The following is a 14,422-nucleotide window of genomic DNA, read 5'->3' as shown; positions in this document are numbered from 1 at the left end:
TATGACTGAACAAGAACAGCAAGAACCAGAAAACGAAACGCCGGTAGAGCAACTGCCGAAGAAGCGTCGTATTCTTCGAAGTGTCATTTTGACCTTCGTGTTCGTGCTTATCTTTTTGGTGGCTGCATTAGCAGTTATGTTCTCTACAGACAAAGGCAGTAAGTTTTTACTTGACCGTGTTCTGGAACGTCAGCAAATCATTCACTATGAATATGAAGGTGGTAACCTGTGGCGGGGCATTATTTTACGAAATGTCCTCGTTACGCTAAAACCTGTCGATGTAAAAATTGACCGTGCCGATATTACACTCGGTTGGCGCGCCATTATTAATAAAGAAATTCATTTAAATAAAGCAGATGTTAAAAATCTGCAAATTATTACCAAGACCCCGCCTAGCGATAAACCTTTTGCATTTAGTGAAATCCGTCTGCCGTTCGTACTTCGTGTCGATCATGCAGATCTAGATCATATGCTGATTAAAACCCATAGTTCAGGTGTGGATTTTTATGACATTGAATTGAATGAAGCGCTTTGGTCAGGGACGGAATTAAAATTTGAAGATACCCGTATGGATATGGGCTATTTATCTGTGCGCCAAGCGTCTGGGAATATGAAATTTGAAGGCAAGTATCCGCTAAATGCTGTGGGTATTGTCAATTTACCTTCACTACGTGAAAGCTTGAACATTCATGATATTCAAGTGGTGGCTAAAGGATCTCTTGATACGATTCAAGCTGGTGTGGCAACTCATACCCCAGATCTTTTAACTGGTTGGGCTGTGGTTCATCCAATGCGTCCACATGTTCCAATGTTTGGTGCACTCAAATTTAAAAACTATCATTTACCTTTACTGACTGAGCAAAAGCTTTTTGCTAAAAATGGTCTGGCAAAATTCAAAGGGGATATTCAGCGTCTTAATTTAGATTTAGACACGGACCTGAGCGGTGCCAATATCCCTGAAGGTAAATATACTGCGCTCATGAGTACGGACTTGGTCAACCAACTTGATATTACTAACCTAAATGGTCAAGTGATGGGCGGCGCTGTCAATTTGGGTGGCGTGGTGAGTTGGAAAGATCAGGTCACTTGGGATGTAAGCGGTCGTTTAGATAAAATTAATCCAAAACATAAGTTGATTCCGCAGGTGGTTCAAGATTTTCTACCTGTGAGTTTAAATAGTAAGATTGCTTCTAAAGGAACCCTTGAAAAAGGCATGCACCTGACGGCGTTGGTGGATTTTGATCAATATGAAACTTGGAATTTAAAACTCGATCAAGCGCCTGCTAAAAATAATAAAGCTCAGCCGATGCTGATGGATGTGTCTTGGAAAAATATAGACCGTGCAGTGCCATATGTTGGATGGTTGAGTAGTGATTCGGGCAATGTGCAATTGGCGCTTACAGAAGGTCAGCAAAACATTAATGTGGCGACCACCGTGTCACGACATGAAAAAGGTGCTCTGCCTGCTGGACAATATCAAGCCAAACTCAATCTGAAAAATAACAATCTCAATGTCCCTGCCTTTAGTTATGTGGCCGACAAAGGTCAGCTCAAAGGTAACGCGGTTGTAGAATTGCCTGATGAAAAACGTATGCTGAAATGGCAAGCCAATGTACAAGCACAGCAGTTCAATCCACAAACCATCGTGGCTGCTGCGCCTGTCGATCAAATTACAGGGTCATTAAAAGCCAATGGTTATGCAAAACCAAATCAACAGATTATTCAGCTGAATAATATTGATTTGTTAGGCCGACTAGCACAGCAAAATGAAACAGTTCATTTAACAGGTCAATCTACTGCTGCGCTGACTTTCCATGATGAGAAACAAGGTGGAGGCTTTAAAGCTTTTGCTGTGAATTATGATGGTGGCCTCAATGCAAGCCAAGTTGCCGCAAGTAAAGGCAGTTTGATTTTCAAAGTATCTGGCACACCTGAATTAATTAAAATAGCCGAGCTGCGTCATGATGGCGTGGCAGGTAAAATTTCTGCCAATGGACAAGTTTTACTACAAAAAGCCATTGGTTGGGATATTAATGCATCACTGGTGCATTTTAAGCCGCATTATTTTGCCTCAAATGTACGGGGTGAATTATCTGGAAATTTAAAAACCAATGGTGTGTGGTCAGATGCGCTAAAACGAATTCAAATTGAACGTCTGAATTTGGCAGGTATGATCAATAACAAACCTGTCCGTGGTCAAGGTAACTTGGCGATGGTGATTAATTCAAATCAATCTGGCTTTATGCCAAAACAGTTTGAAGCGAATAATTTACTGTTGGCTTATGCCAATAACCAAATTCAAGCCACTGGTAATGCACAAAATTTACAATTGAAAATTAATGCACCAGCGTTATATGAAATTTATGCAGGCCTACGTGGACGTGCTTATGGCTACTTAAATGTTCAAGCACAGCCACGACTGCAAGCATCTGCCAATATCGCAATAGATGATTTTGCTTTTAATAATTTATTCAGTGTGAAAAAAATACGGGTGCAAGGCGAGTTGCCAACTTCTGCGACTTCACCAAGTTTATTAACGGCAACGATGGATAATTTACGCAGTAACAACCGTGAGATTGTAAAAGGTCAAATTTCACTGGCCGGTACACGTAATGCGCATTTATTAAAAGTCAGTGCTGAAAATAAATTATCAAAATTTTATGTGCAGTTAGCTGGTGGTTTTAATGCACAAAATAATTGGCTTGGTCAGATTCAAAAAGGCGATTTTGACTCCTTGCGTACACGTCTTGTGCAGCGTCAAAATGCGTCGATTATTTACAACACTGCACAGTCTGACTTATTTGTCGGTGCGCATTGTTGGATGAGTCAGCAAAGCGAATTATGTTTTGATCAGCCGATCCGTGTGAATAAAAACCGCGGCAATGTATCTTTTGTGACAAAGAATCTAGACTTAAACGACTTTGCAGCATTTATGCCTGAAGGCCTGGCGATTACGGGTAAAGTGAATGGTTATGCAAAAGCGTCTTGGGGGAAAGGTGCAAAACCTAAAATTGATGCACGTTTAGTGACTCGTGACGGTTTACTTGGTTTAGCAGCTGAAGATCCACAGTATTTAGCATCCACTTTAAAATATGATGAAGTAGGTTTGATTGCGAAAAGTGTCGCTGAAGGGCTACAAATTCGACTTGATACCAAAGCTCCAGATATTGGTACAGGTTATGCCAATATTATTATTGACCCGTATAAAGCCAACAAACCGATCCGTGGTGAAGTGGCCTTTAACCAAGTTCAATTGAAAATCTTAAAACCATTTATACAAGATGTCCGTTCAATGGGCGGTACATTGTCTTATGCGGCAAAAATTAGCGGTACATTGTCTCAGCCTTTAATGGATGGTGAGATTCGAGTGAAAAATGGCTCGATTAGCATGATTTCATTGCCTGTGAACTTGACCAATATTCAGTTGTATTCTGCTGTGCGTCAAAACTACGCGACGATTGATGGTGCATTTAACAGTGGGCGTGGTGTAGGCAAATTAACCGGAAATATTGACTGGAAAAATGATCCACGTATCCAGTTGAATTTAACGGGTAATGAAATGTTGGTCCGTCAAGCGCCATTGATCACCGCTGTTGTAACGCCTGATTTATCTTTAGATGTGCTGCCTTTCAGTAAGAAATTAACCTTAAAAGGTAAAATTGATGTGCCGCGTGCATTGATTTCGATGCCAGAATCGTCTGCAACAGTGGTTGGGGTATCTTCAGATGTGCGTGTGGTACATGAAGGTGATAATCAACTTGAAATCTTAAAATCGGCACGTCCTTGGGATATTCGCGCTGACGTACAGGTAAATATTGGTAATCAAGTTATTTTCCAAGGTTTTGATAGCCGAATTCCGTTGATTGGTCGTTTGAATTTGACACAACGTGGATTAGAAACAGCAATGCGTGCCAATGGTGCAATCGGTGTTTCTCAGCGTGTGAAAATTGAAGCTTATGGTCAAAGTCTGGACTTGAACCGTGCGATTGCCCGTTTTAATGGACCATTGGCGAACCCTACTTTAGATATCGATGCCAATAAAGCCGTGCAAGGCAGTACTGTTGGTGTTCGTGTGACAGGTACAGCATCAAGCCCTGCAATTCAGGTGTATAACGATGCAGGTCTATCTGAACAAGAAGCCTTAAATGCCTTAATTACAGGTCGTATCAATGAAGGAAGTTCAGGTTTAAGTCAGGCGGAGGGTTTCCGTTCTGATGTGAACAACACGATTGCTGCAGCCGGTATTAGTATGGGCTTGGGTGGTACACGTGCATTGACCAATCAAATTGGTCGTACATTTGGTCTGAGTGGTTTGGCATTAGATGCTCAAGGAACAGGAGATGATACTCAGGTTTCTGTGACGGGTTATATCACACCTGACTTATTCATTCGTTATGGTGTCGGGGTATTTACACCAGTGAATAAACTGACCTTACGTTATCAAATGAATCAACGTTTGTACTTGGAAGCGAGTCAGTCTTTAGAGCGTGCAATCGACTTGTTCTATAACTGGCGCTTCTAAGTGAAGCAAAATTTGAGTATAAAAAACGCAGCTTAGGCTGCGTTTTTTTATGCAAATAATGAACTGAGAAATCAATCTTTAAACGTATCATTCAGTGCCTGTTGTACTGCTTCAACACGAGTCTTGCAGGCTTTATAGGCTTGCATCGACTCTTCAACGATTTTCATAAGATTATCAATATCGGGTTCTTGCTGAGATTCGAGTAATTCAGCATTACGTTTTAAAACTTCATAGCCTTCTTTAAAACTTAGAGTATCGGTCGTCATGATTTTTTACCTGTATATGTTGAATGTCAGCCGTGATGACACCGTCTTGCATTTCAATTTCAATCGGTGAATGCGTGGAAGGCTGAAGATTTTGCGTTGCACGAATGGCGTGACCTTGCTGCCGGACGATGGCATAACCTTTGGAGAGCACATGTGCAGGGTTTTGCAGCAAAGTCTCACGTATGAGTATTTCAATATTCTGTGCAGCTGTTTTAAGTTGTAACTGAGCAAAATAAGCAGTGTTATCTTGGTGTTGTTGTAAGAGCCGAGTTGAGTCATTGATTTGACTCTGTGCCAAGGTCTTAATGACCTGTAGTAACTGATCATTTTGACTTTGATAAAGGGCAATTTGATGTTGAGAGCGCAGTTGAATGCTTTGTAATGCCTCTAAAACGTCCTGTGTTCGCTCAACAATATGATTACGAATACCCCCAATCACTTTACTCGGGGTGTCGAAAGAGCGATGTGCAATTTCATCTAAGATTGTGCGGTCTTTTTCATGGCCGATACCGACCCAAATTGGCACGCTACGCTTAGATAGAAGTACAGCCAAATCATAATCATTCAGATAAGCAAGATCGTTAACAGCACCGCCACCACGAATAATCACGATCAAATCTGGCGCAGTTTGAAAGTCATTGGCCCATTGTCTTAAACCCAGTGCTAAAGCATCTCGGATACTTTGTGCTGCGGTATTCCCTTGAAAGGTTGCAGCATGATAGACAAATTCACACACGCCAGCATGTTGTAGTGCATCTGCATCTTTTTTAAAGTCACCTAAGCCAGCCGCATTTTCAGGCGCAATAACCAAGACATGCTGAATATCAAATGGCGCAGGCAAGTTTCGATTTTTATGAATCAGACCTTCGCTGGTGAGTTTTTCTAAAATTTGTTGATAGCGTCGAGCCAGATCACCCAAAGTAAAACTCGAATCAATTTCTTCGATATTGACTGAAAAGCCGTACTGCGGGTCAAATTTGGCACGCACTTTAACCAAGACATTTAAGTCACGACTGAGCTCAATGCCGCTTTCACGTTCAAATTTTCCGACAACTTTATTTGCAGTAAATTTCCAAATTGTGGCCTTACAACTGGCAATGACTCTATCACTTTCTTGTTCTTTTTCAGCCAATTCTAAATAGTAATGTCCACCTTTGATGTTTAAATTTCGAATCTCGGCTTTGACCCACACGGCATCATTAAAAGCCAATTGAATGACTTCTTTGACCGCAGATAGGTATTCGCTCAGCGTTAATTGAACATCAGACATAATTTAAAATAGGAGAATATACAAATGAATATTCATTTAAATACTAAATAAATATTCAGCAATTGCAAATGATCATTTCGGTTAACACAGCAGACATTATCAGCGCCACTACAGTATAGCGTTTCATTTCACACGAAGCAGTTCGTTCCAATTACTCAGGTAAGCTGGGGAACACAGATTTTTTTTCATCCGCCATGTTGCAGCATCGTCCTGCGCTAAGCCGATCGAGACAAAATGATGCCCAAATTTTTTTTGAATATCGTCGATGGTGTCGGACAGTTTCAAACGGCTTTGTCTTAACGCCATATCGCAAAACAAATCTGGGGTAAAGTTTTGTTTTGGAATGATTTCTAATAACACCACACCGGCTTTTTTATATTTAAATCCCGCTTTAAAGATTTTTTCGGCGGCACGCGTTGCTGCTTGGGTGATACTAATTAAGTCATCGGTATGCTCATTCAGTGTAATGGCCAGATAAGGTGCGTATTTTTCAGTAGAATTAAAGCGGCTCGTTTGAATAAACACTCCCACCATACGACATAGAGAATGATCTGCTCTTAAACGTGTGACGGCTCGCGCGATATATACACGAATAGAGGCTTTAATATCTTCCAGTTCGTAGACTGGCTGACCATAGGAACGACTACTGATAATTTGCTGTTTGCTCGGTGCTTCTTCTTCAATAGACAGACAAGATAGACCTTGCAGTTCCAAGACGGTTTTTTCCATCACCACACTAAATTTTTTTCGAATATCTTTAGGCTGTGCATTGATCAGATCTAAAACATAATGAATGCCAAGCTGATTCAGGGCTTTTGTATGATTGCGACCGACGCCCCAAACTTCATTGACTGGTGTCTGCGCAAGGAGTTGTTCTGAGGAACAAGGGTCCATTTCAACTAAATTGCACACACCGTTCAAATAAGCATTTTTTTTGGCAAAATGGTTGGCCATTTTGGCTTCCGTTTTAGAACGACCAATCCCGACACAGCAGGTTAAACCTAGCCATTTTAGGATCGTATCTCGTATTTCTTTGGCATATAGGCTCAAATCAAACAGTTCTTGATAGGCAGTGAAATCTAAAAAACACTCATCGATCGAGTAAACTTCACGGTCTTCGGGGCCGACATACAGGCCTAAAATATTCATAAATCGATTAGACATTTCGGTGTAGAGAGCATAGTTACTCGACAACACCTGAACATGATGCTGTTGGATTAAATCCTGAATTTGATAGACCGGCACAGCCATTTTAATCCCGAGGTCTTTGGCTTCCTGACTTCGAGATACAACACAGCCATCGTTATTGGACAGCACGACGACAGGGACATTATTGAGCTTTGGGTTAAAGACACGCTCACAACTGACGTAGCAGTTGTTAAGGTCAACTAACGCAAATATTTTATTTGCAGCTTTCATGGTGAATTCTTGTGTTTAGGTGTGTGATGAGCGCTTATAAAATTGCTTTAAATTAAAGGTCACAACACCCTGAACAACGATAGATTCGCTATCTGAAGGGATAATATGCGCATAGGCTGGATTTTCTGCTTTTAGCCAAATTTTGGGTAAGACTTTATTGGGGTCACCAAAAATGTCGGCAATTTCTTCTTTTGACATTTTTGCGGTGATCATCAATCGCTTTAAGGTGATTTCACGATTATCAATCAGTGCAACCACGATATCGCCATGTTTGGCTTCTAAGCTACGATCGACTAAAAAAGTATCATTAATTTCAAAACCGGCATTGAGTAAAGACTCGCTATCGACATGCGCAATAAATGTAGCGAGCGGGTTAATTACCAAATAATCATTTAGGTCTAAGACTTTTTCAAAAACATCTTTATTGGCGAAAGCTGGGCCAGCAGGAATACGTTCCAAGGCAACGGGAAGTTCAATACGGGTATTTTTCTGAACAGGCTGAACATTGAGCGAAGAATCCAAAAATGGATCCATAGATAGTTCTTGAGATTGCCTTTCAAGCAGGGCATTGATGGTGGGACTGGGTTTGCCATCTGCGCCCATGAGCTGTTGCAAAGACGACCAAGCTTCGTCCGAAAAATAAATCGGCAGTTTTTTTGACATATTTTGCTCCTACGCAACGTGGCGTGCTTGAAGAAAAGTACTTTTTTTAGCATACGCGTTGAGCAGGTCATTTTTCAAATTTATAAAACCTTTAAAATCAAAGCTGCGACAAGTTTAGTCGTTTTAAATATTGCAAAAATCATCATCAGTTCAAAGAAAATGACGTTCTGTATTTTGAACATAGGGCACATTGCTGCCTAATTACAGAAAGTGGAATGACAACTAAAAATTTCAATAAACAACTCGTTTATTTGGCACAAACTTGGTAAGTTAAATTTTTATATTCAGAAATAGACTTGATGAAAAATATATGGATTTTAGCTGCACTGACAGCATTTATGGCGGGTTGTAGCACAACACAGCAAACTGAAACTACATCAGAAAAAATTGGTATGGCAAATCCAGCCAGCCAGTATTGTGTAGAACAAAAAGGTAAACTTGAAATTCGTGATGAAGCAAATGCTCAGGTCGGGTATTGCCATCTGCCAAACGGACAAGTGGTTGAAGAGTGGGCATTATTCCGTAGTAGCCAAACTGAATGTGTAGCTGATAAGGCTAAGACGCTGATTGGTCAAGCAAAATTGACTGAAGATCAGATCAAGGCGATTAGCCAAGCTCAAATTGTCCGTTTAGTAAAACCTGGGCAGCCAGTAACAATGGATTATCGTGTAGAGCGCGTCACCGTCACTGTAAATCCAATCAATAAAAAGATTATTCAAGCAACTTGTGGTTAATTCAAACGCATAAAAAAGGTCCGAAAGGGCTTTTTTTGTTTGTTCGGCTACGACTAATTTAAATGACAAATCCATTACGATCTTTTATATTGCCCCTCGTAAGGAGAAGTTCATGAAAAAGTTATTTGCTTTATCCGTTATGGTGGCTTTGGTCGGCTGTGCTGAGAAAAAACCATTAACCCCTGAAGAGCAGTGGCAGGGTTACTGCCGCAGTGTAGGTAATGCTGCACGTACGATTATGTTAGATCGTCAAAATGCAATTGAAAAAGACAAAGCAGTTGAGCATGCCAACAAAATTGAGGATGAAACCACCAAAGGATTTATCCTGAACATCATTGATGAAGTTTATGCCTTGCCGCAAGCTGAGATTAATACTGATGTTGAAAAAGCACGTGAAAAAATTCGTGCTGAGTTTACTGAAAAATGTATCGCAACACCGCATACCGAAATGCCAGATTATAAACCGTTCTAAGGAACGGTTTTTTATGCGAGAAAGCGCGTAAAGCAAAACCTAAAGGCTCTATTCAGCAGTGAGTAGTTACAACGGGGCAACTATCCGTTGTTTAGCCATATGATGGAGTTCATGCTTATTTTGCGAATGCATATTTATCTTCGGGTTACTTTGAATATGAGATGCTTAAAGATTTTAAAATAGCCTAAGCAGAGCGGAATACAAATTGTGACAACTTGCTAAATCATAAATATAGAAAAGAAAATCTTTTTAATGAATAATGAAATGGAGAATAAAAAACAGTAGAGGAGCAGAATATGGACGTTATAGGTTATATGCATCACTCAGATCTACTCCTAGAAGATGAACAAGGCGTAGCAATTATCGGTGGTGGGAACTACGTGCTCAGCATTGGAGATAAAGTCACATTACGCCAAAAAATAGATGAATTTTCTCAACGCTATTTGGTCGATATCAGCTTTGCAAGTAATCAACATCAAACCACATGTCAGGACGAATGGTGCCTCAGATTTACAGGCGATCGAGCAGAACTTCAGCAATATATCACTGCAACCACTGTACACTAAGGTGGAATATCCAATACTGATAAAAACAGGCAACATTTAGTTGCCTTTTTTTGATGGTTAATTTTAGTCAAAAGTTAATATGCGCAAGAAAAGCGTGTTCTAAGTATTGATTTTGCTTAATGTATAAACGATATGAGGATCATTTATTTATAAAATAACGGGCATCACGAAGAAACACTTGTAGTGCATTAACTTTTAACTGGAATTTTAGTAAAATTTAGCAGTCCATATTATTTGCGTAGCTTTATTTAAAGCAGGAATGCGTAAATAATTTTTTAAAAAAGAGGAATAACACCGTGCTAGAAGCTTACCGCCAACACGTTGAAGAACGTGCCGCACTCGGAGTCCCACCGAAGCCACTTGACGATGCTCAAACAGCTGCATTAGTTGAATTATTAAAAAACCCACCAGCTGGCGAAGAAGCATTTTTAGTTGATTTACTAGAAAACCGTGTTCCAGCGGGTGTTGACCAAGCTGCATACGTTAAAGCTGCTTTCTTAGCTGCTTTGGCAAAAGGTGAAGCGACTTCTCCACTAGTAACTAAAGAACGTGCGGTTTACCTACTAGGTACTATGCTTGGTGGTTATAACGTTGCTCCTTTAGTTGCACTTCTTGATGATGCAGAGCTTGGTGAATTAGCTGCTGACGCACTTAAGAAAACTCTTCTTGTATTTGATGCCTTCCACGACGTTGCTGATAAAGCAAAAGCGGGCAATGCGAATGCACAAGCAGTTATGCAATCTTGGGCAGATGCTGAATGGTTCACTAGCCGTAAAGACGTTCCTGAAGAAATCAAACTTACAGTTTTCAAAGTAACTGGCGAAACGAACACAGACGACTTGTCACCTGCACAAGACGCGTGGAGCCGTCCAGACATTCCGTTACATGCTAACGCAATGCTTAAAAACGTACGTGACGGTATCAATCCAGAAGTTCCTGGCGAAGTTGGTCCACTTAGCCAAATCAAAGAGCTTATCGCGAAAGGCAACCAAGTTGCTTACGTAGGTGACGTTGTTGGTACTGGTTCTTCTCGTAAGTCAGCAACTAACTCTGTACTTTGGTTCTTTGGTGACGAAATTGCTCACATTCCGAACAAAAAAGACGGTGGTTATTGCTTAGGTTCTAAAATCGCTCCGATTTTCTTCAACACTATGGAAGATGCTGGTGCATTGCCTGTAGAAATCGATGTTCAAAACATGAACATGGGCGACGAAATCACGCTTAAAATCGACCACGCTGCTGCTAAAGTAACTGCGTTCAAAGACGGCGTTCAAATCGCTGAATCTGAACTTAAAACTCCAGTTCTTTTAGATGAAGTACGTGCTGGTGGCCGTATCAACCTTATCGTTGGTCGTGGTTTAACAACTAAAGCTCGTGAAGCTCTTGGTCTTGCACCTTCAACTTTATTCCGTACTCCAGTTCAACCTGCAGCTACTGGTAAAGGCTTCACTCAAGCTCAAAAAATGGTTGGTCGCGCTTGTGGTCTTCCTGAAGGTCAAGGTGTACTTCCAGGTACTTACTGTGAACCTAAGATGACTACTGTTGGTTCTCAAGATACAACAGGTCCAATGACTCGTGACGAACTTAAAGATCTTGCTTGCCTAGGCTTCTCTGCTGACCTAGTTATGCAATCTTTCTGTCATACAGCTGCGTATCCAAAACCAGTTGACGTTCAAATGCAGCACACGCTTCCTGATTTCATCATGAACCGTGGTGGTGTTTCTCTACGTCCAGGTGATGGTATTATCCACTCTTGGTTAAACCGTATGCTTCTTCCAGATACAGTTGGTACTGGTGGTGACTCACATACTCGTTTCCCAATCGGTATTTCTTTCCCAGCGGGTTCTGGTCTTGTAGCGTTTGCTGCTGCAACTGGCGTTATGCCACTAGACATGCCTGAGTCTGTACTTGTTAAGTTCAAAGGTAAAATGCAACCTGGTATCACTCTACGTGACCTAGTACATGCGATTCCTTACGTTGCGATCCAACAAGGTGACTTAACTGTAGAGAAAAAAGGTAAGAAAAACATCTTCTCTGGCCGTATCCTTGAGATCGACCTTACAGAAATGGAAACTGACCTTACTGTTGAGCAAGCGTTCGAACTTTCTGACGCATCTGCTGAACGTTCAGCTGCTGGTTGTTCTATCACGCTTTCTGAAGAGAAAGTTGCTGAATACCTTAAATCAAACATTACTATGTTGAAATGGATGATTTCTGAAGGTTATGGCGATGCTCGTACTATGGCGCGCCGTGTAGAAAACATGGAGAAATGGTTAGCGAACCCAAGCCTAATCAAAGCAGATCCAGATGCTGAATACACTAAAGTGTATGAAATTGACCTTTCTACAATTACTGAACCAGTTCTTTGCTGCCCGAACGACCCAGATGATGCTAAATTGCTTTCTGACGTTGCTGGTACAAAAATTGACGAAGTATTCGTTGGTTCATGTATGACTAACATCGGTCATTTCCGTGCAGCTGGTAAACTTCTAGACAAAGTTCCTGGTGGTTCTTTATCTACTCGTCTATGGTTGGCTCCTCCAACTCGTATGGACGAACGTCAATTGATGGAAGAAGGTTTCTATAACATCTATGGTAAAGCTGGCGCTCGTACAGAAATGCCAGGTTGTTCATTATGTATGGGTAACCAAGCACGTGTAGCTCCGAACACTACTTGTGTATCGACTTCTACTCGTAACTTCCCGAACCGTCTAGGTCAAGGTGCGAACGTTTACTTAGCTTCTGCTGAGCTTGCTTCTGTTGCTGCTGTACTTGGTAAATTACCAACTCCAGCTGAGTACCAAGAATACGCAGCTCAAATTGATAGCATGTCTGCAGACATCTACCAATACTTAAGCTTCGACAAAATGGGCGACTATACTGACGCTGCTAAAGACGTTGATACTAAGAAAATTGCTGCTGCTCAATTGTCTTAATTGATTAAGTAGTTAATAAGAAAATCCCACGTCATGTGGGATTTTCTTTATTTAATAGAATCTTACTAATAATAAAACTGTAATTTAGAAATTGGCCTTATGAAACTAAAGAATTTATCTTTTATATTATTAACATTTTGTTCTACACAAATTTTTGCAGAAGTGTCGTATACGAAGTTAGCAAACATAAAATTGGTTGATGAAAGTATATATCCCACAGGATATGACATTCAGTCTGAAGTGGAAAATTTGATTAGAGAGAAAAAGTTCAAAGATATTTCAAACAAAGCACAACAGCTTTTAAATAGTGAAGAATATAATTTTGATGGTAAGTTTAAACATACTAGTTATTTAGATTCTTTTCTTGGGATTGTAAATAAACATCGAGTAACTTCTCCAAATTATTATAAAGAAAATATAGCAATCGCACAGAAATGGATTAAGGCTGAACCAGAGTCACCATTAGGTTATATTTACTATACGCTTTGGGTTAGAAAACATGCTTGGAGCATTAGAGGGGGAAGTTATACTTCACAAGTATCGAAAAAAAATATGCAATATTTTGGTGATCAATCAATTAAAAATTTAAATTTTTTATTAGAAAATTATGATGTTGCATCTAAAGATCCTTTTTATTACTACATACTGTTAATGACCCTACGTGATCTGGGGGCTGAAGAAAACTACTTAAAAGCTTATCAAGATGGAATTGTAAAATATCCAAAACAGCGAGTTATTTATAATACATTTATGGAGAGTTTTGAGCCAAAGTGGTTTGGAGAAAATTATGATGCTATTCAAATGATTATTAATGATATACAGGAAATGAATCCTGCAGAAAAAGATTTTCATTATTATCATATTCTATATACAGTACATAACAATAAGTATGATTTGAAAAAACTAAATGTAAATTGGGCTAGGGTTGAGCAAGGTGCCGTAGATTCTTTAAGTAAACTTACTTCTTTGAGTAAAATAAATGATGTGCAAAAATTGTATTGCTCTTATCCTGGGAATAGAGTGAGGTTGGAACGGTTATTAAAATCCTTTAAACAAGGACAATTAGAAAAAAGCTATATAGAAAATAGTTTGAATAACTGTCAAAAATAGAAATAATCGCCTCTTAATTGGAGGCTTTTATTTATAAATGTTATTTACAGTTCTAAGAATACAACGTTTAATCACAACTAATATTATTTTACAGTAGCATAGATCAGTGCCCAAACAATCCCGATTCCTCTGTATTGGTGGCTTCCTCAACGGAACCCAAGTCAAAGACCAAGGCGAAAGCTTTGTCTGTGTCGAAAATGGCAAACAGATGACTTACCACAAAAAAGAAATCTTTAACCAAGATGCTTGGGATCAAGATTACTATGTCTGTGAAACCACCAGTGATAAAGAGGCGCATAACTGGGTATTCGATATCAAATAATCTCTCAAAATTCCTGCTTTTCAGTCATAAACAGCAAATGCTCAGCACATCACATACGCTGAGCATTTTTATTTATTTCATTTATTAGGCTTCAGAAATGTGTAGTAGAAGAAGGGGCTAAATAACTTATTTACATTTTTCT

Annotated in this window: 11 protein-coding genes; 7 read left to right on the top strand and 4 right to left on the bottom strand. The window is 39.9% G+C overall.

Features of this window, described 5'->3' with window-relative positions:
- Position 1: 1 nt before the first annotated feature.
- Positions 2-4,522 carry a translocation/assembly module TamB domain-containing protein gene (locus B1201_RS13205; RefSeq protein ID WP_078193943.1) on the top strand — a complete coding sequence of 1,507 codons (4,521 nt, stop codon included), beginning with the start codon at positions 2-4 and terminating at the stop codon, positions 4,520-4,522.
- Positions 4,523-4,593: 71 nt separating this feature from the next.
- Here the strand turns inward: B1201_RS13205 and xseB are convergent, their stop codons facing one another.
- From xseB to B1201_RS13185, 4 genes are all read right to left on the bottom strand, one after another.
- Complete coding sequence (xseB, locus tag B1201_RS13200; RefSeq protein WP_078188551.1) at positions 4,594-4,788, bottom strand: exodeoxyribonuclease VII small subunit; 195 nt, start codon at positions 4,786-4,788, stop codon at positions 4,594-4,596.
- Positions 4,763-6,058 (bottom strand): exodeoxyribonuclease VII large subunit, encoded by a 1,296-nt coding sequence (gene xseA, locus B1201_RS13195; protein ID WP_078193942.1) that lies wholly within the window; start codon positions 6,056-6,058, stop codon positions 4,763-4,765. Before xseA ends, xseB begins: the two co-directional genes overlap by 26 nt.
- A gap of 123 nt (positions 6,059-6,181) precedes the next feature.
- The gene (locus tag B1201_RS13190) at positions 6,182-7,477 is read right to left on the bottom strand and encodes a Y-family DNA polymerase (protein ID WP_078193941.1); all 1,296 of its coding nucleotides are present in this window, start codon (positions 7,475-7,477) and stop codon (positions 6,182-6,184) included.
- A gap of 15 nt (positions 7,478-7,492) precedes the next feature.
- On the bottom strand, positions 7,493-8,140 hold the full coding sequence (locus B1201_RS13185) for a LexA family protein (protein WP_078193940.1): 648 nt from the start codon (positions 8,138-8,140) through the stop codon (positions 7,493-7,495).
- 299 nt (positions 8,141-8,439) lie between these two features.
- On the opposite strand from B1201_RS13185, the gene B1201_RS13180 reads away from it, so the two are divergent.
- From B1201_RS13180 to B1201_RS13155, 6 genes are all read left to right on the top strand, one after another.
- Positions 8,440-8,874 carry an I78 family peptidase inhibitor gene (locus B1201_RS13180; RefSeq protein WP_078193939.1) on the top strand — a complete coding sequence of 145 codons (435 nt, stop codon included), beginning with the start codon at positions 8,440-8,442 and terminating at the stop codon, positions 8,872-8,874.
- A gap of 112 nt (positions 8,875-8,986) precedes the next feature.
- Positions 8,987-9,346, top strand: coding sequence for a hypothetical protein (locus B1201_RS13175; protein WP_078193938.1), 360 nt, complete (start codon positions 8,987-8,989; stop codon positions 9,344-9,346).
- 296 nt (positions 9,347-9,642) lie between these two features.
- The gene (locus B1201_RS13170; RefSeq protein WP_078193937.1) at positions 9,643-9,912 is read left to right on the top strand and encodes a hypothetical protein; all 270 of its coding nucleotides are present in this window, start codon (positions 9,643-9,645) and stop codon (positions 9,910-9,912) included.
- Between the two features lie 296 nt (positions 9,913-10,208).
- The gene (locus tag B1201_RS13165) at positions 10,209-12,848 is read left to right on the top strand and encodes a bifunctional aconitate hydratase 2/2-methylisocitrate dehydratase (protein WP_078193936.1); all 2,640 of its coding nucleotides are present in this window, start codon (positions 10,209-10,211) and stop codon (positions 12,846-12,848) included.
- A 99-nt stretch (positions 12,849-12,947) separates the two neighbouring features.
- Positions 12,948-13,958, top strand: coding sequence for a DUF4034 domain-containing protein (locus tag B1201_RS13160; protein WP_078193935.1), 1,011 nt, complete (start codon positions 12,948-12,950; stop codon positions 13,956-13,958).
- A gap of 106 nt (positions 13,959-14,064) precedes the next feature.
- Positions 14,065-14,280, top strand: a complete 216-nt coding sequence (locus tag B1201_RS13155) for a hypothetical protein (RefSeq protein ID WP_078193934.1) — start codon at positions 14,065-14,067, stop codon at positions 14,278-14,280.
- Positions 14,281-14,422 lie beyond the last annotated feature (142 nt).

The organism is Acinetobacter sp. ANC 5600 (assembly GCF_002018395.1).
In the GTDB taxonomy this organism is placed as follows: domain Bacteria; phylum Pseudomonadota; class Gammaproteobacteria; order Pseudomonadales; family Moraxellaceae; genus Acinetobacter; species Acinetobacter amyesii.
This window is presented reverse-complemented; position numbering and strand designations above follow the sequence as displayed.

Coding starts and splice junctions, on each gene's coding strand:
- B1201_RS13205 (WP_078193943.1), top strand. CDS start 2: ATGACTGAACAAGAACAGCAAGAACCAGAAAACGAAACGCCGGTAGAG.
- xseB (WP_078188551.1), bottom strand. CDS start 4,788: ATGACGACCGATACTCTAAGTTTTAAAGAAGGCTATGAAGTTTTAAAA.
- xseA (WP_078193942.1), bottom strand. CDS start 6,058: ATGTCTGATGTTCAATTAACGCTGAGCGAATACCTATCTGCGGTCAAA.
- B1201_RS13190 (WP_078193941.1), bottom strand. CDS start 7,477: ATGAAAGCTGCAAATAAAATATTTGCGTTAGTTGACCTTAACAACTGC.
- B1201_RS13185 (WP_078193940.1), bottom strand. CDS start 8,140: ATGTCAAAAAAACTGCCGATTTATTTTTCGGACGAAGCTTGGTCGTCT.
- B1201_RS13180 (WP_078193939.1), top strand. CDS start 8,440: ATGAAAAATATATGGATTTTAGCTGCACTGACAGCATTTATGGCGGGT.
- B1201_RS13175 (WP_078193938.1), top strand. CDS start 8,987: ATGAAAAAGTTATTTGCTTTATCCGTTATGGTGGCTTTGGTCGGCTGT.
- B1201_RS13170 (WP_078193937.1), top strand. CDS start 9,643: ATGGACGTTATAGGTTATATGCATCACTCAGATCTACTCCTAGAAGAT.
- B1201_RS13160 (WP_078193935.1), top strand. CDS start 12,948: ATGAAACTAAAGAATTTATCTTTTATATTATTAACATTTTGTTCTACA.